Origin of the sequence: Vibrio cyclitrophicus (assembly GCA_023206055.1) — a bacterium.
GTDB lineage: Bacteria > Pseudomonadota > Gammaproteobacteria > Enterobacterales > Vibrionaceae > Vibrio > Vibrio cyclitrophicus_A.
In genome coordinates, this window is record CP065367.1 from 1010681 (window position 1) to 1027856 (window position 17176).

17 protein-coding genes are annotated in these 17176 nt (G+C 44.1%); 7 read left to right on the forward strand and 10 right to left on the reverse strand.

Features of this window, described 5'->3' with window-relative positions; genetic code table 11:
- The first annotated feature begins 532 nt into the window (after nucleotides 1–532).
- Nucleotides 533–832 (forward strand): YfcZ/YiiS family protein, encoded by a 300-nt coding sequence (locus ITG09_20120; protein UPR53698.1) that lies wholly within the window; start codon nucleotides 533–535, stop codon nucleotides 830–832.
- A gap of 37 nt (nucleotides 833–869) precedes the next feature.
- Here ITG09_20120 and ITG09_20125 read toward each other — a convergent pair whose 3' ends face one another.
- Complete coding sequence (locus ITG09_20125) at nucleotides 870–1166, reverse strand: YnjH family protein (protein ID UPR53699.1); 297 nt, start codon at nucleotides 1164–1166, stop codon at nucleotides 870–872.
- Nucleotides 1167–1269: 103 nt separating this feature from the next.
- Between ITG09_20125 and ITG09_20130 the strand changes: the two genes are divergently transcribed.
- Complete coding sequence (locus ITG09_20130) at nucleotides 1270–1869, forward strand: hypothetical protein (GenBank protein ID UPR53700.1); 600 nt, start codon at nucleotides 1270–1272, stop codon at nucleotides 1867–1869.
- Between the two features lie 173 nt (nucleotides 1870–2042).
- Here the strand turns inward: ITG09_20130 and ITG09_20135 are convergent, their stop codons facing one another.
- Nucleotides 2043–3149, reverse strand: a complete 1107-nt coding sequence (locus tag ITG09_20135; GenBank protein UPR53701.1) for a 1-acyl-sn-glycerol-3-phosphate acyltransferase — start codon at nucleotides 3147–3149, stop codon at nucleotides 2043–2045.
- A 175-nt stretch (nucleotides 3150–3324) separates the two neighbouring features.
- Between ITG09_20135 and ITG09_20140 the strand changes: the two genes are divergently transcribed.
- Nucleotides 3325–3951, forward strand: coding sequence for an AraC family transcriptional regulator (locus ITG09_20140; GenBank protein UPR53702.1), 627 nt, complete (start codon nucleotides 3325–3327; stop codon nucleotides 3949–3951).
- A 135-nt stretch (nucleotides 3952–4086) separates the two neighbouring features.
- Here ITG09_20140 and ITG09_20145 read toward each other — a convergent pair whose 3' ends face one another.
- Nucleotides 4087–4578, reverse strand: a complete 492-nt coding sequence (locus tag ITG09_20145; GenBank protein UPR53703.1) for a hypothetical protein — start codon at nucleotides 4576–4578, stop codon at nucleotides 4087–4089.
- 22 nt (nucleotides 4579–4600) lie between these two features.
- On the reverse strand, nucleotides 4601–5122 hold the full coding sequence (locus ITG09_20150) for a nicotinate-nicotinamide nucleotide adenylyltransferase (GenBank protein ID UPR53704.1): 522 nt from the start codon (nucleotides 5120–5122) through the stop codon (nucleotides 4601–4603).
- 109 nt (nucleotides 5123–5231) lie between these two features.
- Here ITG09_20150 and nadE point away from each other — a divergent pair, with 109 nt between their 5' ends.
- The gene (gene nadE, locus ITG09_20155) at nucleotides 5232–6062 is read left to right on the forward strand and encodes an ammonia-dependent NAD(+) synthetase (GenBank protein ID UPR53705.1); all 831 of its coding nucleotides are present in this window, start codon (nucleotides 5232–5234) and stop codon (nucleotides 6060–6062) included.
- Nucleotides 6063–6160: 98 nt separating this feature from the next.
- Here the strand turns inward: nadE and ITG09_20160 are convergent, their stop codons facing one another.
- Complete coding sequence (locus tag ITG09_20160) at nucleotides 6161–8032, reverse strand: hybrid-cluster NAD(P)-dependent oxidoreductase (protein ID UPR53706.1); 1872 nt, start codon at nucleotides 8030–8032, stop codon at nucleotides 6161–6163.
- Between the two features lie 218 nt (nucleotides 8033–8250).
- On the opposite strand from ITG09_20160, the gene ITG09_20165 reads away from it, so the two are divergent.
- Both ITG09_20165 and pyrC read left to right on the forward strand, forming a co-directional pair.
- A complete protein-coding gene (locus tag ITG09_20165; protein UPR53707.1) occupies nucleotides 8251–8409 on the forward strand; it encodes a YqaE/Pmp3 family membrane protein in 159 nt (52 codons plus the stop codon).
- 192 nt (nucleotides 8410–8601) lie between these two features.
- On the forward strand, nucleotides 8602–9630 hold the full coding sequence (gene pyrC, locus ITG09_20170; protein ID UPR53708.1) for a dihydroorotase: 1029 nt from the start codon (nucleotides 8602–8604) through the stop codon (nucleotides 9628–9630).
- Nucleotides 9631–9747: 117 nt separating this feature from the next.
- On the opposite strand, the gene ITG09_20175 is transcribed toward pyrC, so the two are convergent.
- On the reverse strand, nucleotides 9748–10653 hold the full coding sequence (locus ITG09_20175; protein UPR53709.1) for a DUF808 domain-containing protein: 906 nt from the start codon (nucleotides 10651–10653) through the stop codon (nucleotides 9748–9750).
- Between the two features lie 175 nt (nucleotides 10654–10828).
- On the opposite strand from ITG09_20175, the gene ITG09_20180 reads away from it, so the two are divergent.
- Entirely contained in the window at nucleotides 10829–11755 is a 927-nt protein-coding gene (locus ITG09_20180; protein UPR53710.1) for a M14 family metallocarboxypeptidase, read from the forward strand.
- Between the two features lie 243 nt (nucleotides 11756–11998).
- Here the strand turns inward: ITG09_20180 and ITG09_20185 are convergent, their stop codons facing one another.
- The 4 genes from ITG09_20185 to ITG09_20200 all read right to left on the reverse strand — a co-directional run bounded on the left by ITG09_20185 (nucleotide 11999) and on the right by ITG09_20200 (nucleotide 17173).
- Nucleotides 11999–13606: a BCCT family transporter gene (locus ITG09_20185; GenBank protein UPR53711.1), complete on the reverse strand. Its 1608-nt coding sequence runs from the start codon at nucleotides 13604–13606 to the stop codon at nucleotides 11999–12001.
- A 486-nt stretch (nucleotides 13607–14092) separates the two neighbouring features.
- Nucleotides 14093–14665, reverse strand: coding sequence for a hypothetical protein (locus ITG09_20190; GenBank protein ID UPR53712.1), 573 nt, complete (start codon nucleotides 14663–14665; stop codon nucleotides 14093–14095).
- Between the two features lie 235 nt (nucleotides 14666–14900).
- Complete coding sequence (locus ITG09_20195; protein UPR53713.1) at nucleotides 14901–15821, reverse strand: cache domain-containing protein; 921 nt, start codon at nucleotides 15819–15821, stop codon at nucleotides 14901–14903.
- A gap of 11 nt (nucleotides 15822–15832) precedes the next feature.
- Complete coding sequence (locus ITG09_20200; protein UPR53714.1) at nucleotides 15833–17173, reverse strand: TRAP transporter large permease; 1341 nt, start codon at nucleotides 17171–17173, stop codon at nucleotides 15833–15835.
- Nucleotides 17174–17176: the final 3 nt, after the last annotated feature.

Sequence of the window (17176 nt, forward strand, 5' to 3'; positions counted from 1 at the left end):
ATTCAGGCTCTTCTCTTTGTAAATCCATCTAACTCAATCAAATGAAGTCAGAATGAAAATCGTTATCAGCATTATGTGAGCAAGGTATTTTTTCGCAAGTATTTCCATTAAATACCAACAAATACTTTGTACGAACAATTTTACAGTGCTGCCTCTTTGGGCACTTTGTCTAATTATCCTTCAAAAGTCACCTTACCTCTCTAAGTGGTTAATCTAAAATAACAACTTAGAATATCAAATACCCAACAATAAATTCATTGTATAAATACCTATCAAGCAATAGATAGTCTTATAAAATTAGTTACGACGCAACTAACTGAATGATATTCTAACAAATTAATGACACTGCTTATCAACAAAACATGAGATAGATCACATACATATTTAGTGACGCGAATGTACACATTCATTTAACCCCTTCAACAAACAACATAGCATACCAGTACAAATTAGTTCAAAGATTTTAATTTTTGTAGATACAGTTCAAATTGCTCGTTAGAATAACCTCAGACTTTGTAAGAGGATTATTTATATGAGCCAAGATATTGGTAACAACGATGTATGTGAAGCTTGCGGCTGTGCAGGCGAAATCGGGTTCATCATCAAAGAAGGCGACGATGTTGCTGAAGTAACGGTTTATGGAAACTCAAAAGCACTTATTGAAGCTGAGTTTGCTAAGTACGTTGAACTTGCTAAACAAGTGTCTAGCAACGTTGAATTTGAAGCATCAGAGATGACGGAAGAAAGCACAGAGTTGCACGCTCGCTTTAAATTTGAAGTTAGCGCTGAGAAGATTATTTTTGAACTTAAGACTCGCTCTCTAGCGCGTTAATATAAGCATTTATATTCTTATTAAAAGACGAGTTGAGTTACTCGTCTTTTTTTAATTGAACCCAAGCCAGTGAACCATTTTGCTCAAAATCGTTTTCTGCAGCGCACTGAATCACTACGCCCCCCACCTCTAACACAGCCCCAATGCTATAAGCCTTGTCATCGTAATAACAAACTCGTTGCTGTTGACCCCCTTGTGTCACCACCACTGCTGCTTTACCGGGCGTTGAAATTACTTTGTTGGCACTCGCAGACATTGAGCCAAACATTGAAGCCGCTATCAAAAAGACCTTAATAATTCGTATATTTACTCTAATCATTGATTTACCTATCATCTTTGCTCTATTCCTCGTTAATCTACCGCCAAATGGGTAAAACACTATGCGAGATTAATTTTTCCATTATAGTGTTAGCGTCTATCGTAATAAGAAGCCTGTTATGCTCAGAATAATTGCACTTATTATTGGTTCCTTAACCATAACAAATGTCAGTGCTGAACCACTCGATCACTATCAAATATTGAACCATCTCGATAATTACGGAAACTTATATCTACGAAATAAGCCTTATACATCACTTCCAACTGGCTTGGTGGTCGATGGTAATCTCAATATAGAGAACACTGCGATCACACGCCTACCCAAAGGGTTAGAAGTGAACGGCAGCCTGAAAGGCTCTAACAGCCAACTCGCTCGAGTCCCGAGCGGGATTAAGATAAAAGGTTACGCCGAATTGATTGGCAGCCAAATTACCAGCTGGCCAAGAGGTGTAAGAGTGGGCGGTTTTATCAACCTCACCGATACTCCACTGGAAAGGCTACCGAATGGCTTTAGGGTGAAAGGCGATCTGAGCGTGATCCGCACCCCTTTAACGGAGCTACCTAACGGGATCGTGATTGATGGTGACTTATATATAGGCGGTTCTGGGATTACTGCATTCCCCGAGACTATGACAGTCAAAGGCAACATCTATCTGGGCGGCAACACTGTAACCACATGGCCGACCAATCTAGAGCTCGGTGGCGCAGTCGCTCGATAATTCAGGCTAAAGCTCTATTGTTCTATTGCTCTATTGCTCTATTGCTCTATTGCTCTAATACGTTAATGCTAGATCACAGTAGCAAGTAGCGATTCAGAAACAAAAAAGGAGCCTAAGGCTCCTTTTTCAATTCAATCAAGTTGCTGATCAACTAACAAGCTAACTAACACTCGTTAACCAATGTTCTTCACTGGGTTCGCGTAGCTATCGATTAAGTACTGACGCGCGCCTTGTGGCAGGCTCGATAGTTTAGCTTCAAACTCTTGTTTAACTGCCGTTGTAATCGACTCATCTTCTTTTTCTGCTGCCAGCAAGTTTACTGGGAACAGTTTGTAGTTATCGTGGATCTGACGATCGATCTCTTCAGCAAGCGCTTCAGGGGTATCAAAATCTTGGTCGATAACCTGACCGAAGCCAACGTGAACGCGTCCTTTATTACCGATGATGCCTTGAATGATACTTTCGATATCTTCAAACTCACCCTTTTCGTAACTACCATTTACGTCTTTTTCGAAAAGCTCTATCGCTTTAGCCGTGTCACATGGGTCGTTCTCGTAAGAAATTGCCACAGGAACAATCTTCAATGACTTCACGTATTCAGGGAAAACAATTTTTTGCTTACGTCCTTCAACGTGGAACATTTTTAAGATTGCTGGCTCAGTAAAATCGTTACCATCTTTAGCACGACCTTCCTTTTGAGCAATCCAAATTGAGTTGCCCGTTTCTAGAGAGTGCTTAATGTAAGAAGACAACTGCCCTAGCGCCTTCATCATCTCACGCGGTCCTTTCAAAGAACGCTTTACGATGAAGCTCTTGTTCAAACGCATCAATTCAGTCGCACATGGCTTCTTCAATAGGTTGTCACCAATAGCAATACGACAAGTCTGATGATTATTTTGATGCAGAGCGTAATTTACCAACGCAGGATCCATAGCAATGTCACGATGGTTTGATACAAACAGATAAGCTTGGTTTGCATCCAGTGACTCGACACCCGTGTACGTCACACCGTTGGTGGTTTTCGCTAGCGTGTCGCGTAAGTATTTTTTCACTTCAATCTGAATGGATTCAACGCTAGTCAGCTTGCTCCACTTCATTTTTAAGTAAACGCGTAGAATTGGACTCATTAACGTTTTGAACCAAGACGCATGGTTTGAAAAACGGTAGTGCAGAATCGCACTGATAAATTCTTCATCGTTAATAAGACGGTTTAGTGCCGCAGGAATTTCATCATCGCCGTAAGGACGAATATCAACATATGGATCGCTTGGAGAGGTCATTTTTTAATTCATATAATAAAAAGCTGGCTCATTCTACGCGTTGTTTTGACTTCTCGCAGCTACAGAGCCCATACTTTTGACAAGGTCAGACCAGAAACATTGAAAATCCCCTGTTATTGTTGGCATTCTTTAAGATTAACGGTAATCTTGACGCCCCAAAATTAAGGTACTATCTATGAACTTTGCTATTGAATATACATCGGCTTACTTTTCACACTTGGTGATCACACCACGCAAGAAAGTACTTAAACATAGCCTTGTATCGGTTCAAAGTGGCTTGGTTTTGATTAAGCTGGGCAAACAAGAGTATGCCGTTGAACCAGGGCAAAGCGTCTGGATTCCACACGACTGCCTAACGTCACTGACCTACTTTCCAAACACTCAGGTTAACCGTGTCGACTTTTCTGTTCGTTTGACGGATTCATTCCCAAGACAAGCGGGTTATATCACGCAAACTAACCTCTCTTCGGCGCTACTAGAAAAGCTAGAACAAACCAAAGCTCGCACTTCCAATGCCAATAACACAGAACAAGCGTTTAAAGATATGCTTTCGGTATTAAAGCAAGAAGTGTTGTCGTTTAAGCCACTGCTTTGTGAAAGTGCCCTGTCTCAGCGATTCAATCAATGGAACATTGATGATTCTAACCTTCCACAAGAACACACCTTGGTGATGGTCATGCGCGAAGCGAAGAAACGCATGCAATCAGGTCAAAAACGTGCGCTTGTGATTGATGATTTGTTCTCAGGGAAAGAAGAAGAGTTCGAACAGCTGTGCATGCTTGTTTTCGGTGAAGATTTATAGCTTTACGATAAGTTATAGATAATATTGAAAGCAACAAACCAGATACTAAAAAGCCGCAAAAAATAAGTTTTTTGCGGCTTTTTTAATTCTTAGTATTTTAGACGTAGATATTAATCTATCTGTGTATTCGCCCGTCTAAAAAGGCAATTCGACCTGCATCATTAGGTCAGCGTCTCTTGAGTCATGCCAACGATAATCAAAGCGCATACGCGGCTGCCCGTCAACCTTCTCGCCAAAACCGATGCTGAGTTGAAGGCCGTGATTCATCAACCATTCTTCTGTGGACATATCGTACTGCTCATCTTCGAGGTCTTCTGGAAACCACATACCCAAACCAATATAGTTTGATTCAATGCTCTGTGTCAGCAACGGTGAGTCTTTAGTTTGAAGAACCCAATCAGACCAATAGTCCGGCGTATTTTCGGCTTCTTCTTCAGTCAATCCACTGATTTCCATCATGCGTTGACCAAAAGACTCGATGCTCGAGGATAAATCTAAACAGCTGAAGTCTTCATCAGAAGTCAGCATGATCGAATCTAAGCTAAAAAAATCACATTCAGCATACGCAGGCATACTGCATGCTGCCATGATCATCGTCGCAGGTATCGCGCACTTTAGCATAGCCATCAAATCCCTTGAATTAGTCAACCTACATTATCGTATACAGACTGCTATCTTGCAATATTTTTGTAACTGACTTAGTGCTCAGTTTTGCAACATCGATCCCACTTATCAGTGCATTACGTATGTCTGTACTACGGATTTTGACTTTTTCAGGGCACGCCATTACAGACCATCGCTCGGTAATCTCATCTGATTTATAGAAAGATGAGAACTTAAAGAAGTTGTCAGGGCCAATGACGAACGTGAGTTCCGCGTCACGATGTAACTTTTGCAGTTCACTGAGCACAGCATAAGTTGTCACGCTTTCACCTGGAATAAACAAGCTCTTTTCAATCAATGATAACTCAACTTGATCCAGTGAAAGATCACTGATAAATGCGTTAACTAACTGACATCTCGTATCAAAATCTAGCATCTCTTTTCCCCAAGCATGGGCAATACTTGGAACGAGTAGAATTTTGTCAAAGTGAGCCAACGAATCAATCACACTTTTGTGCCCTAAGCTCGGCGGATTAAACGCACTACCGAAAATGGCTATTTTTTCCATTATTAATTACTGCCTTCTCTTTCTAAGCTTGTGCAAAGAGGTTTTTAAATCGAATGATTTAGGTATGATAACACTAGATTTTTAATTTGCTTGCAGGAAAGGAATACGAATGGAACAGTTAATTCGTGACGAAATGCGCGTACTACCTTCAATTGACCCTCACTTCGAAGTGACTCGTCGTGTGGACTTTATCAAAACGAAACTTCAGCAGTCAGGCTGCAAGTCTCTGATCCTTGGTATCAGTGGCGGTGTGGATTCGACAACTTGTGGCCGCTTAGCACAGATGGCCGTTGATAGCCTAAATGAAAGCGCTGGTAGCAACGACTACCAATTCATCGCGGTTCGTCTACCTTACGGTGAACAAAAAGATGAAGACGAAGCGCAACTTGCTCTATCTTTCATTCAGCCTTCTCAATCTGTTTCTGTAAACATCAAAGCGGGTGTTGATGGGCTTCACGCTGCCTCTCACGTAGCTTTAGAAGGTACAGGTTTACTACCAACAGACTCAGCAAAAATCGACTTTGTGAAAGGTAATGTGAAAGCTCGCGCTCGCATGATCGCACAATACGAAATTGCGGGGTACGTTGGCGGTCTTGTGATTGGTACTGACCACTCAGCAGAAAACATCACTGGCTTCTACACCAAACACGGTGACGGTGCATGTGATTTAGCGCCTTTGTTTGGCCTGAACAAGCGTCAAGTTCGTGAACTTGCAGCAACGCTAGGTGCTCCAGAGCTACTAGTTAAGAAAGTACCGACCGCTGATCTAGAAGAGCTTGATCCACAGAAAGCCGATGAAGCAGCATTGAACCTTTCTTACGATCAGATCGATGATTTCCTTGAAGGCAAAGCCGTTTCTCAAGACGTATCCGATCGCTTAGTGAGTATCTACAAAGCAACACAGCACAAGCGTCAACCAATCCCAACTATCTACGATTAATTAGTTTTTGAATTAGTCTAAGAATCAAAAGGCCGGAAGCTCATTCACGAAGTTCCGGCCTTTTCTTTTTAGTACTTTTCCTTTTGACCAACGAGTCGTTAATCAACAACTTCGATATCGGTTTGAGGCACACTGCAACACGCCAGTATCTGACCCATGTTACGCTCGTGTTCTTGTAGCGCTGGAACATCCGGTTGGTGAACTTGCCCTGACTCAAGGGTCACCTTACACGCACCACAAAAACCCGCACGGCAGCTTGATGCAATGGATACACCCGCCGACTCAGCTTGCTCTAGTAAAGTAGACTGGTTATTACCTTCGAATAGGTAGCCGTTAACACTTAGCTGTAGCTGCTTCACCGTCTCTTCCGTTGATTGTGCGACACCAAATGCTTCTTGATGATAATGCTGAGGATTAAGCCCCATTTGAATCAGTAGTTTCTTCGCATTATCCATAAAGCCATCAGGACCACACACGAACGCTTGGCGTTTGTGTAGTTCTTCCATTTTAGCGACATGCGACACGCTCAAACGTCCTGATAAACCATCCCACTCTTTCGTTGGCTGGCTTAACGAATAGATAACACGCAATCCTGCATGGTCATTGGCAATTTGATCAATCTCAGCTTGATAAGGGATATCTTCTTCGCTGCTGCATTGATGATAGAAAACCACATCATCAATTTGACCATGGTCTGCCAAGTAACGAAGCATCGACAACATTGGAGTAATGCCGCTGCCTGCAGACAAAAGCAATAACGGGTGAGTTGGGTTTGCTTCTAAGTAGAATGCACCATCTGGATTTTGAGCAACTAACGTATCGCCCACTTGGAAATGATCATTGAGCCAGTTAGATATTTGGCCATCGTCCACTCGCTTCACTGATATCGCCACACGACCCGCTCGTGAAGGGCTAGAAGATAACGTGTAACGACGAGACACTTTCTCGCCATTAATCACCATTTCAATCGGTAAATGCTGCCCCGGCTGATAGCTTGGTAATGAATGGTTCTCTTTTGCTGGCTCTAGCCAGAACGTTGTAAAGTCGCGAGCGATCTCTTCACGTTCAACACAAGTTAAGTGCAACGACTCTATCCAAGTGTCTTCATAGTGCTCTTTCTCTTTGATTTCGAGCACTTCAACCACATCACCAGCTTTGATTAAGCCTTCATTTTTCGCCACAAGATTCTGACCAAAGAATACGCCACCACGCTCATTCGCTCTGAAAGTCGAGAAGGTATTAAGAGGCTCTTTTGTTGCTCTAAATTCTCCACGTTCAACATCCACCGTCGTCAGAATACAACGCTCACAAGGTTTGACTGCTTCGAATTCAACCTCGCCGATTCGAATACGCTTCCAACCATCTTCAGCAAAGGCTTCTGTATTAGAGACAACAAAGTTGGTGCGGAACTGATCCATCGAATGGACTTCAGGGCTGCGGCGATTCAGCTCATCAAGGGATGCTTGGCTGATCACTAACATTGGGTAGCCATCAGCAAAGCTTACATTCTGGCCGAGTTTTTCACGCACACGATTTGATTGCTCACCAGAGAACAGTAATTCCACACGAACTCCCAACACATCGCTGAACCAATCATCGGCTTCATCATTTGTGGTGTAAGCGGTGAAGCTGTCTTTCCAAACCGTTGCTGGCGCTTCTTGCATCTTGAAGTTCGCGTATTTTAGTCGCAGCGGCTCTTTGCCTTCATAAGTGAAAATCAAACCGTCTGGTTGCAAGCTTGAAGATACCTTGACCATCTTTGGGTACTTACGTGCCGTGACCATTGAACCGTCAGCCAATGCCAACATAAAACGTCTGTCGAAGGTAAGGCCTTGTTTTTCGACCCAAGCAGAAGAGAGCGAGATGCCGCCCACTGATTTTACCGGAAACACATTGATTTGAGATAAGGAAGGCTGTTTACCTGAAGACTTTTGAGCTAAAGCCCTTTGACCTGAAGATAGCTGCGACATAACGATTCCAATGTTTTGTTGTTTGTCCCAATGCTAACAAATGGTTGTAAATAGATAAACTGGCATGCATTAAACACTTGATACTAAGCTAATATCTTGAGATGTTTAAATCATTGTCTTGTATACATTAAGACAGCAATGCATTAACACTCTTCATACGTTCTATAATTTGAACACGGTTATCGCATTGAACCTTCATTGAATAAAAAGGATTTATCATGAACAAACTCGTCATTATCATTTTATGTGTACTGCTTCCGCCTGTTGGTGTGTTCTTCGCTCGTGGCGCAGGTAAAGATTTGCTGATTAACATCATCCTAACCTTCTTCTTCTGGGTACCAGGAATGATTCACGGACTCTGGGTAGCAACTCGCTAGCCCGTCTTCGAAAATAAATACCGAATAAAATACGCAGAAAAACAAGCTCCTACCCCTGAAGAGTTAAAAATAGGATGAAATGAAAGTGCTTTTCCACTATCATCCTGTCGCCTAAACGTAAGCGATTGCTTTCACAGATTTCGCCGAGTTTAGGCTCCAACTACAAAACACTTCAAATGGTGGGAGCCTTCAATGACACAACTTACGATTACTCGTCCTGACGACTGGCACGTTCATCTACGCGATGGCGACGTATTAAAAGATACAGTGCGCGATATCAGCCGCTACAATGGTCGAGCGTTAATCATGCCAAACACCATCCCACCGGTAACCGATACCGAAATGGCCCTTGCTTACCGTGAACGCATCATGGCAGAGCAACCAAGCGAACAATTCCAGCCTCTAATGGCACTTTACCTAACTGATAACACAACACCTGATGAGATTCGCAAAGCGAAAGAGTCTGGTGCAGTAGTGGCAGCAAAGCTTTACCCAGCAGGCGCGACCACAAACTCAGATTCTGGTGTAACGTCAGCACAAAAGATCTACCACGTATTAGAAGCCATGCAAGAAGTGGGTATGTTGCTATTAGTTCACGGTGAAGTAACCACTCACGATGTTGATATCTTCGACCGTGAGAAGCAGTTCTTAGACACTGTGCTAGCGCCGATTGTGAACGACTTCCCTAACCTGAAGATTGTTCTTGAGCACATCACAACCGCTGATGCAGCAAACTTCGTTAAGAACGCGAATGAAAACGTAGCGGCAACCATCACCGCGCACCACCTACTTTACAACCGTAACCACATGTTGGTTGGCGGCATTAAGCCACACTTCTACTGCCTTCCGATCTTGAAGCGCAACACTCACCAATTAGCGCTTATCGAAGCTGCGACAAGCGGCAGCAAGAAGTTCTTCTTGGGCACAGACTCTGCGCCACACGCTAAAGGTGCTAAAGAGTCAGCATGTGGTTGTGCAGGTTCTTACACAGCACACGCTGCGGTTGAACTGTACGCTGAAGTGTTCGATTTAGAAGGCAAGATTGAGAACCTAGAAGCATTCGCGAGCCACAATGGTCCGGACTTCTACGGTATGCCACGCAACACGGACACAATCACGCTCGTTAAAGAAGAGTGGAATGTTGCTGAAACAATGCCTTTCGGTTCAGACATTGTTGTGCCAATCCGTGGCGGCGAGACGATTGCTTGGTCAGTAAAATAAGCGCTTGGGCTGTTAAATAAACACCCTCCATTTAGCGAAGAGGGTCGCCATAATAATTATGGTGACCCTTTTTTGTTTCGAGCAAAAACGGTCTCATTCAAAGAAGTAATTTAACGATTACTTACCACGAACTTTTCCAATCGCAGTCCAAATCACGACGACGATCAATCCAGCTAAGACACCAATAACACCATTCAGTAGAGTTGGAACAACCGCTGTCGCTATCGTATATCCACGAAAATCCATAATAATCGGCTCAATTAAGTGATGAATCGCAGGAACGTTGTGTACCACAATACCGCCGCCAACCAAGAACATCGCAGCCGTGCCGACAACCGCAAGCATTTTCATTAGCTTAGGTGCAAATGCGACTAGCCCATTACCCAACCTGGCCTTAATGGCACTCCCATTCGATGTGCGTTGGAGATAGAAACCTAAATCGTCTAGCTTCACGATCCCTGCCACTAAGCCATAAACACCAATCGTCATCACAACCGCTATCAAACTCACCACAAGAATCTGAGTCACGATACTTGTACCCGTTACGGTACCCAGCGCAATTACAATGATTTCCGCAGATAAGATAAAGTCAGTCCGAATCGCACCTGCTACCTTTCTCTTCTCATACTCTTCAACAGATTCGCCCGAGCTGCTTTCCTCACCTTCCTCTTCGTGTTGATGAGCGTGAGGAAAAAGCTTTTCTAAAATTTTCTCTGCCCCTTCAAAACAAAGAAACAGGCCACCAATCACCAGTAGTGGCATGATCAACCAAGGAATAAATGCACTGATCAATAGTGCTGCCGGAACCAAAATCAGCTTGTTTTTAAATGAGCCTTTTGCGACCGCCCATACCACTGGGATTTCTCTTTCAGCAGAAACACCTGATACCTGCTGGGCGTTAAGGGCTAAATCGTCACCCAATACGCCTGCGGTTTTTTTAGCGGCCACCTTAGACATCAGTGCGACATCATCCAACACGGTTGCAATGTCATCTAGCAGTGTTAGTAAACTTGCTCCAGCCATTTTGTTGTCTCTTTATAAAGAATTGAACCATCGATAAAATGTAACACCATCAATTCACTCATCAAAGTTATGAGTCTGTAAAAAATAAAGTCACAAGTTGTGTTTTCTATTGCTGTCTCTGTTAGACAGGAATAATCTGTCTTAATCTTTCACGAACATAAAAGAAAAAGTATAGATGAAAAGTGAATCTACCTACCCGATTGGTAAGCCAGGGCAAAAATGGCAACAAGCAGAACGTGAAGCATGGTTAGCTCAACGAACGGTTAAGCGTGAATACCAGCAAGAAGTTGTACCAAAGATTAAAGCACTTGCAGACCGCTTTGACATCGAGCAATACGGTGTACTGAGCTACGACGAAGCTCGCTTCCCACTATTCGCTATCAAGAGCAAAAACTGGGACGCATCAAAGCCAACGATTCTCGTGACAGGTGGTGTTCACGGTTACGAAACCAGTGGTGTGCATGGCGCGATCAAATTCGCTGCGACTCAAGCAGAAAAATACACGGCGCACTTCAACATTGTTGTCGCACCTTGTGTGAGCCCTTGGGGCTACGAAGTAATCAACCGTTGGAACCCAAATGCTGTCGATCCAAACCGCTCTTTCTACGACGGTACGCCAGCAGAAGAATCAGCAAACCTACGTGCATTAGTCGCTTCTTTACCAGAAGTGTTGGTTCACGTTGACCTACACGAAACGACGGATTCTGATGAAACAGAATTCCGACCAGCACTCGCAGCCCGTGATGGTATTGAGTACATCGAAGGTATGATCCCTGACGGTTTCTACACTGTTGGCGATACTGAAAACCCACAACCTGAATTCCAAGCAGCTGTAATTAAGTCAGTAGAGCAAGTAACGCACATTGCGCCTGCGGATGACGAAGGCAAGATCATTGGTTCAGACGTCACTCAACACGGCGTGATCAACTACCCAATGAAGAAGCTTGGCTTATGTGGCGGCGTGACTGACTGTAAGTACGGTACAACCACAGAGGTTTACCCAGACAGCGACAAAGTAACAGACGAAGAGTGTAATGATGCTCAAGTTGCTGCGGTCGTCGGTGCTTTGGATTACGTTATTCAGCACGAACTGAACGCGTAGGCGAATACCAGCTAATAACTGGTACCTAGAAGTTAGTAGTTTGAACCTAGTAGCTAATACTTAAAATCTAGTGGCTAGAACTGAGAACTAAAAGAGCCACAAGTGATTCACTTGTGGCTCTTTTTTATCTTGTCTCTAATTTCTTCTTGGGCATAAAAAAACTCTCTTGCACCAAGTACAAGAGAGCTTTGAATCATGCTGAGTAAAGTAAATCCCTATCTAGCGACTTACTTTATTCACGATTTATTTAGTGGTTTGAGTTACGGTTTCTTGCCCTTTACCGACTTCTGTCAATAGGCCTTTCAACAAGCTCACACAACCAATCAGAAGAATGATCGTAAACGGCAGTGCTGCAATAATCGTAATAGATTGCAGAGCTTGGATTGATTGAGTACCACCAATCCACAACATCACCATTGCGATAGCACCCGAGATAACCGCCCAAACCACTTTCTGTTTCACTGGTACTTCAAGTTTACCACCCGCCGTCATGCCATCGATAACGATAGAACCAGAATCTAGCGTTGTAACGAAGAACACGATGATCAGCGCTACTGCGATAACAGACAGGATGCTACCAAACGGGTAAGCATCTAGCATGTAGAACAAGCTTAGAGATACGTCTGTAATGCCTTGGTCGAGGCCAAGTTGCCCAACATGATTGATCACTTGCTCGATAGCCACCCCACCAAAGATAGACATCCAAGCCGACGTTACCAGTGTTGGGATAATCAATACGCAAAGCAGGAATTCACGAACCGTACGACCCTTAGAAATACGCGCTACGAACATACCGAAAAATGGTGCATACGCAACCCACCATGCCCAGTAGAACACAGTCCAGCCATGCAGCCATGTTGTGTCTTCACGACCAGAGCTTTGGCTCAATGCAATGATGTTTTTCGCATACCCCGTCACAGCAGTAGCGACAGAATCAAGCACAGTTGTGAAGTTCAGAACAGCGATCAGACCAAGGAATACAAACGCAATAACCATGTTCAGGTTACTTAGGAATTTAACACCACCATCCATCCCACGTAGAACAGAGATGATCGCTAAACCCATGATCAGAACAATGATAGATTGCTGGAGGAAGATATTGTTATCCAAACCAAACACGTGGCTGATACCACTTGCTGCCTGTGTACCACCTAAGCCTAGTGAGGTCGCAAGACCAAACAGAGTAACCAGTACCGTTAGTACATCGATCACATCACCAGTTTTGCCCCATACTCGCTCCCCCAAAATTGGGTAGAACACAGAACGCATTGATAGCGGTAAGCCTTTGTTGTAAACAAAATACGCAAGACAAAGTGCCGTCATGCCATAGATAGCCCAAGCATGGAATCCCCAGTGGAATACGGTCGCACCGAGTGCCAGTTCACGACCAGCTGCAGTGAAAGGTTCTGCATCGAGCGGCGTTCCGAACCAGTTCGAGAAGAACGCGGTTGGCTCTGCAACACCCCAGAAAATAAGTCCAATACCCATACCGGCTGCGAATAACATCGCAATCCAAGATGACATGGAATAGTCCGCAGTCGCGTCTTCGCCACCTAAGCGAACTTTACCTAGAGGTGAGAATGCAAGAATAACGGCAAAAACTAACATGATGTTGGCTCCCCACATAAAGAGGAAGTCAAACTTTGATAAAACAGCACCCTTGATAGAATCAATCGCAGCTTTGGCATCTGCAGGAGGAAGAGCAAGAAGAGTGATGATGAAGAGAAGAGATAAGCCTACTGAGGCTACGAAGACGGTGTTATGGACATCCATGCCCCATTTACTGACGTTATCTTGACCGACTTGATAATCAGTAGAATCGATACTGTATTTTTTTGATTTAAAACTCATAAATTATGATGTTCGCATATCCGAATCAACGAATATAAGGACGCTCTCCATATCCAACTACTACTTGATTGGCTCGCCATTTCACAAAAATAAAACGTGATAAAAACCACCGAGCAAGGTGATAAATGGACTTACTAGCTCAATCCCAGGACGAGCATAATAGCACAGCACGAAGCATTTTGACTGAGTTTTCGCTCAATAGTCACCCAAACCACCGTCAATCATGATAGTTGAGGCAATAAAAGCAGAATAAAATAAACAAATAAAAACCTTTAAATACAGCGTATTAAATTAAAATAACGCACCGTAAAATATCATTCAAAGTTTCTACAGATAATTTTAATAACCACCCAATTTACTTATAGCTCTAATAAAAAAGCCCCGCTATAGGGGCGGGGAAAGTTACCAAAGGTAAAAGAGAAATCAGTGTTCAAATGTCAGTGCTGCGTCTCGCAGATCAGCACTGCACATTTCAAAGACAGTACGCTAGATTGCGAAGCAAAAACCGAGGTTATAGTCTTCACCATTTTTCGCCGTGAACTCTTTGTCTTCACTTGATGCATTCGGGCGGCCACTTTCATCGCCTTTTACTAAGCTCACCCAGTGACGGATGCCAGAAGAACGGCTCGCCTCAGTTTGACCAAACGTGGTGCACGTCTCTAATTGGATATCTTGAATATCAACCAACTCCAGGCGGCCAGTGCCTTTACGAGCACCGATTGTCACTTCAACGTGCGTACCGCTTTCATCACGGAATAGGATTGCTGAAGGCTTAGATTTATCACCTGTGTAAGCCACAAAGTGTTTGGCGCGTTTCAGTCCAGTATGTTCGCCATTCTTGAAGTAAACCTGAACGTGTCGGTAATCGATCTCGTAGCTCACTACGTCTTCATGTGAACCCGTCTCTAGAGGAAATAGAGTATCAAGCAACTGTTTCGCCATTTTTTGTTTTTCGAGTTGCTTGTCTGCTTTCACCATTTCGACGGCAAAGACAGCTTCAGCAATAAATGTTGAATGGTTTCTGTGAAGTTCTGTTTTGTCTAGTGTCAGCATATTCATAGTCTATCCCTCGTACGGCTTTAATTTCATTTAGGTCAAACATCCCAATAGACCCTTTTCAAAATTGTTCTTTACTGTGTGGTTTCCATGTTTTTCATACTACTGTTATTTTTGAAACAATTTCACAACAAAAATTACACAGTGTGAATTTTACTAAATTGCTTTTTTACACAAACCGACATTTCGAGCCCCCAGCCCTTTATTTAACTGGGTTGAGGGGTCCGTAGAAACGCGTTTACGTGTTGTTTGAATTTGTGTAATAACCCACCCCAACCAACTTATTGTCGATAACTCGATAGTAAGTGTGCTTAGTTTCCACTTTGCTCGACAACGGATTTAACCATCGATAGGTGTAAACGCCACGGCCATTTTTTTTGGCTAGATTTAACATCTCAGTGAGAATCGGTTTATCGTCAGGACTTAGAATTTCTTTGTGTGAACGCCCAACAAGCTCAGGAGACACGCCATGCGCGAGCAGTTTTCCAGAGCTCATATCCATCACAAACACATACAAGTCCCCTTCTACAAAACTGCCTTCGGTATCATTAAATTCAGTAATGCTGTCTTGCTCAGACTCTACTATTGCGGTCATGGCTCTCGCCAATAATCGCTTAGCTTCTGCAGCACTGGAACGTTCTGGGTAATACCCCACCGCCACGATCACATCGCCGACACGCTCGAAGAAAGTGGTTTTCGGCTCACCCATGCGATCGGTCGGATTCGTCCAGTGGTACTTCACCTGACCAAAACCCTTGCGTACCGCTTTAGTGATCATTTCACGGAAAAAAGGATTGCCGTAAACGTCTTGGGTATCCAACACACTGTCACCCACCAGCACCATAGAAGATCCGCCACTGGCAAGGAATTGGCCATCAATACCAAGAACAAACACATAGAGCTCACCATCTATATATTCGGCATCACTCATGAAGTCTTTTACGCTGTCGTCACCTTCTTTTTGAACGTGTACCACCGCTTTCGCCAACAAGGTTTTGGCTCTTCTTTCAGCGTCACTGACCACATGTGGCTCAGAAATATCGAGCACATTGACTGGCTTAATCTCTTTCTCGACTTCTGAATGCTCAGCACGCAATCCAATGCCGCTGACCACAGCAAACAAGGCGCAGCCAATAAGGATTATTCTGGATAGATTCATCGTTGTGTCTCCTAATAGCCGACTAAGGACGGTAGCCAAAGCGTGATTTGTGGGAAGAAAGCGATAACGAAAACGCCCACGACAGATGCAAGTACAAAGGGATGGATCTTCGCGGTGATCTGCTCGACCGTAGAGCCACCGATCCCCGAGGCGACAAAGATATTTTCACCGAGTGGAGGCGTAGCAAAACCTATCGAGAGCGTACACACCACCACGATACCAACGTGGGTAGGATCGGCGCCCAGCATGTACATGATTGGCAGCAGCACTGGCACAATGATCATGATCGCCGCCAAGGTTTCCATGAACATGCCGATGAACAGCAGCAAGGTGATCGTTAGTGCCCACACCATGTACATGTTGTCGGTGAAACTGAGTAATGATTCCGCCACAACAACTGGGATTTTTTGCTCGATTAACAAGCGACCAAATACCGTTGCAGCGAATAGAATCAGCAACACACGCCCGGTAATCCATGTGGTTGTCGATAATGATTTGATGGTGCTTTTGAACGATAACTCTCGGTGAATAAACACACCCACAAACAGCGAATAGAAAATTGCCACAACCGCTGACTCTGTTGGTGTGAACATACCGCTGTAGATACCACCAAGAATCAAGAATGGCGCTAATATTGACCATAAACCGCGGCGTAAGTAATGCCTTACATCACCAAACGACCATGTTTCGGTAAGCCCTTTATAGCCTTCACGCTTAGCAATAAAATAGTTAGTGACCACTAGCGTCGACGCCATAATGAAACCCGGCACAACCCCAGCAACAAACAGTTTTGGAATAGACAAAGAAGCAAACTGCCCATGCTGAGCAATGGCTTCTGGCGGTGCCATTAATCCCATCGCAGAAATGCCAAAGATAACCAAAGGGATGGATGGCGGAATGATGATGCCCAAGCCACCTGATGCGGCCGTTACTGCCGATGCGTAGCTCTTATCGTAGTCACGCTTAACCATCGCGGGCACCATCAACATGCCTACAGCTGCGGTTGTTGCAGGGCCTGAACCCGAGATAGCGCCAAAGAAAAGACACGCCATTACCGTTGCCGCGCCAAGGCCACCCGTTACTGGGCCAGCTAAGCTTTCGGCGATATCCACCAGACGTTTGGAGATCCCCGCCGCCTCCATTATTGCGCCAGCAAGAACAAAGGCTGGCAGCGCCATTAATGGGAAGTTACCCACCGAAGTAAACGCAATTTGTACCAAAGCGATGGGATTTTTGTCGAGCAACATATAGGCCGCCATTGAAGCGCCGGCCAGTGATACCGTGATTGGTGCACCTAGAATTAACAGGGTTAAGAAGCCACCAAATAAAATTAGAGTTAAATAGGATTCCATTAT

What these genes read in the sequence shown, in the direction of transcription:
- ITG09_20125 (UPR53699.1), bottom strand. Translation starts at nt 1,166, where the DNA reads ATGATAGGTAAATCAATGATTAGAGTAAATATACGAATTATTAAGGTC.
- pyrC (UPR53708.1), top strand. Translation starts at nt 8,602, where the DNA reads ATGACACAACTTACGATTACTCGTCCTGACGACTGGCACGTTCATCTA.
- ITG09_20190 (UPR53712.1), bottom strand. Translation starts at nt 14,665, where the DNA reads ATGAATATGCTGACACTAGACAAAACAGAACTTCACAGAAACCATTCA.
- ITG09_20185 (UPR53711.1), bottom strand. Translation starts at nt 13,606, where the DNA reads ATGAGTTTTAAATCAAAAAAATACAGTATCGATTCTACTGATTATCAA.
- ITG09_20135 (UPR53701.1), bottom strand. Translation starts at nt 3,149, where the DNA reads ATGACCTCTCCAAGCGATCCATATGTTGATATTCGTCCTTACGGCGAT.
- nadE (UPR53705.1), top strand. Translation starts at nt 5,232, where the DNA reads ATGGAACAGTTAATTCGTGACGAAATGCGCGTACTACCTTCAATTGAC.
- ITG09_20160 (UPR53706.1), bottom strand. Translation starts at nt 8,032, where the DNA reads ATGTCGCAGCTATCTTCAGGTCAAAGGGCTTTAGCTCAAAAGTCTTCA.
- ITG09_20175 (UPR53709.1), bottom strand. Translation starts at nt 10,653, where the DNA reads ATGGCTGGAGCAAGTTTACTAACACTGCTAGATGACATTGCAACCGTG.
- ITG09_20200 (UPR53714.1), bottom strand. Translation starts at nt 17,173, where the DNA reads ATGGAATCCTATTTAACTCTAATTTTATTTGGTGGCTTCTTAACCCTG.
- ITG09_20145 (UPR53703.1), bottom strand. Translation starts at nt 4,578, where the DNA reads ATGGCTATGCTAAAGTGCGCGATACCTGCGACGATGATCATGGCAGCA.
- ITG09_20130 (UPR53700.1), top strand. Translation starts at nt 1,270, where the DNA reads ATGCTCAGAATAATTGCACTTATTATTGGTTCCTTAACCATAACAAAT.
- ITG09_20140 (UPR53702.1), top strand. Translation starts at nt 3,325, where the DNA reads ATGAACTTTGCTATTGAATATACATCGGCTTACTTTTCACACTTGGTG.
- ITG09_20150 (UPR53704.1), bottom strand. Translation starts at nt 5,122, where the DNA reads ATGGAAAAAATAGCCATTTTCGGTAGTGCGTTTAATCCGCCGAGCTTA.
- ITG09_20165 (UPR53707.1), top strand. Translation starts at nt 8,251, where the DNA reads ATGAACAAACTCGTCATTATCATTTTATGTGTACTGCTTCCGCCTGTT.
- ITG09_20180 (UPR53710.1), top strand. Translation starts at nt 10,829, where the DNA reads ATGAAAAGTGAATCTACCTACCCGATTGGTAAGCCAGGGCAAAAATGG.
- ITG09_20120 (UPR53698.1), top strand. Translation starts at nt 533, where the DNA reads ATGAGCCAAGATATTGGTAACAACGATGTATGTGAAGCTTGCGGCTGT.
- ITG09_20195 (UPR53713.1), bottom strand. Translation starts at nt 15,821, where the DNA reads ATGAATCTATCCAGAATAATCCTTATTGGCTGCGCCTTGTTTGCTGTG.